Here is a 4,535-nt window from a genome sequence, read left to right on the forward strand (position 1 = left end):
CAGCAGCCCTGGTTGTTGGGGGCTGCCGCCACCGGGGTGGAATTTTCCGTGTGGGTCATGATGTGGCTGGCGAATCTGGGCGTGCCGTCATGGCTCAGGCTGCCGTCCATGCCCGCAGGTATCGTCCTGATGATTGGGGTGATGTTGCTGCTGATGCCATTTTTGCCATTTCCTCGACGTTTGCTGCCGCTTTTCCTGCTGCCCTGGTTGACGCAGAAGCCGGCAACACTGGCGCCGGGGGAGTGGTCACTGACGGCTTTTGATGTGGGGCAGGGGCTGGCATTGGCAATACGTACCCGTGAGCACCTGCTGATTTATGATGCCGGGCCGTCCTGGCCCGGTGGCAGCATGGCGGCCCAGAGTATGAGGCCGTGGCTGTCGGTCACGGGGCAGCAGGTAGACCGCACGGTGATCAGCCATGGCGACAATGACCATGCCGGCGGGCTGACTGACTTGCCGGCACCAGGCCTGTTGCTCAGCGGCGAGCCGCACAGGGTGCCAGGCAGCCAATTATGCCAGGCCGGTGATCAGTGGCGCTGGGACGGCGTGATCTTCACGGTGCTGTGGCCCCGCGAGCCAGGGCCGGCCGGGAACGGCGCCAGCTGTGTGCTGCATGTTGATGGGCCATTTGGTTCCGCCCTGTTGCCTGGCGATATCGGCATCCAAGAGGAATACCGTTTGCTTGGGGCGTTGGCGCCCGTGGACCTGCTGGTGGTAGGCCATCATGGCAGCAAATCCAGTACCAGTGATGCCTTGCTGCGTCAGCTGCAGCCCGATGTTGCGCTGGTCAGCGCCGGCTACCGTAACCGGTTCCGCCACCCTCATCCGCAGGTGCTGCACAAGCTGGACAGCGCGGGCATCACAGTTCTGCGCACGGACCTGGATGGCATGATTGTGTTTCGACAGGGGGGCGTCGATAATGGCCGGCTTATAACAAAATGGCGGCAAACGGTTGCCCGGCCCTGGCATGGACCGGCCCGTTGGCGCTTTTGGTAACCCGATTTGTGAGCAAGGGGAGAAGTTAAGGTGCAGGATCTTGTGCAGTCCGGGGGCTGGATGATGCTCCCGATCTTGATCTGTTCGGTAGTGGCGCTGGCCATCGTGGTAGAACGTTTCTGGACCTTGCGGCCCAGCAAATTAGCGCCGGCGGATACGGTGCCCCAGGTGCAGACGCTGCTGAAACGCGGCTTGCTTAATGAAGGCAATCTGGTGAAGCTGCGCGACAGCTCGCCGTTGGGCCGTATTCTGGCGACCGGTCTGGCCAATGCTCGCCATGGTCGTGACATCATGAAAGAAAGCATTCAGGAGAGTGCCACTGGTGTGGTGCACGAACTAGAGAAATTTCTCAGCACCCTGGGTTCTATCGCGGCGATTACTCCGCTGTTGGGCTTGCTGGGCACGGTGGTCGGCATGATCGATGTGTTTGCAGCGATCATGATTCACGGCACCGGTGATGCGGCACAGCTGGCTGGTGGTATTTCCCAGGCACTGCTGACCACTGCAGCGGGGCTGGTGGTTGCCATTCCGGCAATCTTCTTTCACCGGTTCTTTGTACGCCGGGTAGAAGAAATTACCGTGGAATTGGAGCAAAGCGCCGTTCATGTGGTGGATCTGGTCCACGGTGATCGTGAGGCAGAACCGGGAGAGAAGGCGTGAAATTTCCCCGGCCCAGCCAGGAGGAAATCAGCGTTAACCTGACACCCTTGATTGATGTGGTGTTCCTGCTGCTGATTTTCTTCATGGTATCGACCACGTTTGATGACAAGACACAGTTGTCGATCACCTTGCCGGAAGCCGATGGCGCTCCGCAGGCCCAGGTGGATGATCAGGTTGAAGTGACGATTACCTCCACGGGCGATTACCTGGTGAACGGCGAGAAGCTGGCGGCCAGTGACAGCAATGCGCTACGCACTGCGTTGCTGCGTCTTGGGCAGGATAAAACGGATCAACCGTTGCAAATTTATGCGGACGCCAATGTGGCGTATCAGGCTGTCGTGCGTGTTTATGACGTGGCCGGGCAGCTGGGTTTTGTTAAGCTGTCGCTCACCACTCGCGAATCCCCTAACGAGGCACAATGAGTCAACCTCTTCCCCCCGAGGACGTGTGGCCTACCTATAAACGGCTGCTGAGTTACGTCCGCCCTTACTGGTTCATGCTGATTATCAGCGTTATTGGCTATGCCCTGTATGCCGGCACCCAGGCCGGGGCGGCACAGCTGGCCGGTTACTTGGGGGAAACCATCGTCAACCCGACCGATGCCCGCGTGCTAATCGTGTCGATCGCGCCATTGGTGTTGGTGATTTTTCAGGGCCTGGGCCAGTTCATGGGCAGTTATTCCATGAACTGGGTGGCCCAGCAGATTGTGTATGTGCTGCGTAATGATGTGTTCGGTCATGTGCTGAAATTGCCCCAGTCTGAATATCACCGCAATGCGTCCGGGCGCATCATGTCGAAGATTATCTTTGATGCGCAGCAGGTCACCAGTGCGGGTACCGATGCCATCATCGTGATTATCCGCGAAGGCCTCACTGTGGTGGGGCTGTTTGGTTTCCTGTTATGGCAGAACTGGAAACTGACGTTGATTCTGGTGGCCGTGGCTCCCCTGATTGGCCTGGTCATGAATATCACCAGCAAGCGATTCCGCAAGATCAGCCGTCGTATCCAGTCTTCCATGGCGAACATCACCCATTTTCTGGGTGAAGCTATTGAGGGCAGTGGCGAGGTGAAAATTTTTGGCGGCCAGAAACAGGAAGCGGACCGATTCCATAACGTCAGCCGCAGTTTCGCCAAGCAGAACGTGAAGCTCAATGCCAGCAAGATTGCCAGCACGGTCATCGTGCAGTTGTTTGTGGCGGTGGGCATTGGTGCCATTACCTATCTATATATTCACTTGATGGGTGAAGACCTGACAGTGGGGGGCTTTCTCTCCTACATTGCCGCCGCTGGCATGATCCAGAAACCGCTCAAGCAACTCACGGATGTGAACGTGAAAGTGCAGCGGGGCGTAACGGGTGCGGCCAGCCTGTTTGAACTGCTGGACACGGAGCAGGAAGTGGATACCGGTAGCTATGCGGTGGCCACCAAGGCCGATGGCAACATCGACTTTGAGGGTGTGACCTTTGGTTATGACCCGGCGTCACCGGTGGTGCGGAATCTCAACTTTTCCATCAAGGCCGGCGAGACGGTGGCACTGGTGGGGCGTTCTGGTGCGGGGAAAAGTACCATCAGTGCCATGCTGCCGCGTTTTTTCGATCCGGATCAGGGACGAATTCTTCTCGATGGCGTCCCCTTGCCGGAGTACCAGCTCGGTGAGCTGAGGAACCAGATCGCCATGGTTAGCCAGCGGGTGGTGCTGTTTAACGACAGCGTGCGAAACAATATTGCCTACGGTGAGCTGCGCAGCGCGGATGACGCCACCATCATAAAAGCGGCACAGGACGCCCACGCCTGGCGCTTTATCGAGCAGCTTGAGCATGGTCTGGATACCTTGCTGGGCCAGGATGGTGTGCAATTGTCCGGTGGCCAGCGGCAGCGGATCGCCATTGCCCGGGCGCTGCTCAAGGATGCGCCGATCTTGATTCTTGATGAAGCGACCAGTGCACTGGATAGCGAATCTGAGCACCACATCCAGCAGGCCCTGGAGCAGGTGATGGAAGGGCGAACTACCCTGGTCATTGCCCATCGCTTGTCTACCATCGAAAAAGCGGATCGTATTATGGTGCTGGATCAGGGCCAGTTGATCGAGCAGGGCTCGCACCAGGAATTGCTGGAAAAAAACGGGCTTTATACGCAGATGTACCGGATGAATTTTGCCGAGGAGTAAGCGGGCGACATGGGGTCACTGAGCGAATGGATTCAACAGGGTTGGTATAAGGGCAGTCCCTGGCTGGTTCCGCTGCGGCCTCTGTCTACGCTGGTTTCTTTTGAGGCGCGGCGGCGTCTGCAACAATTCAGGAAGCAACGCCCAAGCCCTCCCGTTCCGGTGTTGGTGGTGGGCAATATCACTGTCGGTGGTACAGGCAAAACCCCATTGGTGATTGCGTTGGTGGAAGCGGCGCGCTCGCGAGGTTTGAAAGTGGCGGTGGTATCCCGTGGCTTTGGCGGTAAAACCGAACAGTATCCCCAGCATGTGTCCGCTAGCAGTGATGCGCTGGAAGTAGGGGATGAGCCAGTGTTGATTGCTCGCCGCACCGGGGCGCCGGTGGTGCTGGATCCGGATCGGCGCAATGCCCTGGACGTGGCGATTCGCGAGTACGCCCCGGACCTGGTGATCAGCGATGATGGCTTGCAGCATTATGCGCTGCCGCGCAGCGCCGAAGTGGTGGTGGTGGATGGTCAGCGTGGCCTGGGTAATGGTCGCTGTCTGCCGGAAGGACCATTGCGGGAGCCGGCCACCCGCCTCAAGGAGGTGGACTTCGTGATCAGCACCGGCGGTGGCTGGACCGGGGCCTATCCCATGATCATGCGTCCGTCAGGCATGACATGCCTGGCCGACGACCGTACTCTCACCCCTGACGATTTCCTGCGCCAACATC

5 protein-coding genes are annotated in these 4,535 nt (G+C 58.6%); all 5 read left to right on the forward strand.

The features are described from left to right. Positions 1 to 996: ComEC/Rec2 family competence protein (locus A3754_RS11790; protein WP_156496959.1), on the forward strand; the 996-nt coding region annotated here is incomplete at its 5' end. Between the two features lie 30 nt (positions 997 to 1,026). Then, positions 1,027 to 1,656 carry a MotA/TolQ/ExbB proton channel family protein gene (locus A3754_RS11795; protein ID WP_039925832.1) on the forward strand — a complete coding sequence of 210 codons (630 nt, stop codon included), beginning with the start codon at positions 1,027 to 1,029 and terminating at the stop codon, positions 1,654 to 1,656. Beyond that, positions 1,653 to 2,078, forward strand: a complete 426-nt coding sequence (locus A3754_RS11800; RefSeq protein WP_063519846.1) for a biopolymer transporter ExbD — start codon at positions 1,653 to 1,655, stop codon at positions 2,076 to 2,078. The genes A3754_RS11795 and A3754_RS11800 overlap by 4 nt, the downstream gene beginning before the upstream one ends. Continuing rightward, positions 2,075 to 3,823, forward strand: coding sequence for a lipid A export permease/ATP-binding protein MsbA (gene msbA / locus A3754_RS11805; RefSeq protein WP_063519847.1), 1,749 nt, complete (start codon positions 2,075 to 2,077; stop codon positions 3,821 to 3,823). Before A3754_RS11800 ends, msbA begins: the two co-directional genes overlap by 4 nt. A gap of 9 nt (positions 3,824 to 3,832) precedes the next feature. After that, positions 3,833 to 4,535, forward strand: a 703-nt coding sequence (gene lpxK / locus A3754_RS11810) for a tetraacyldisaccharide 4'-kinase (protein WP_063519848.1), incomplete at its 3' end; no start/stop codon positions are given.

This window comes from Alcanivorax sp. HI0083, assembly GCF_001635175.1.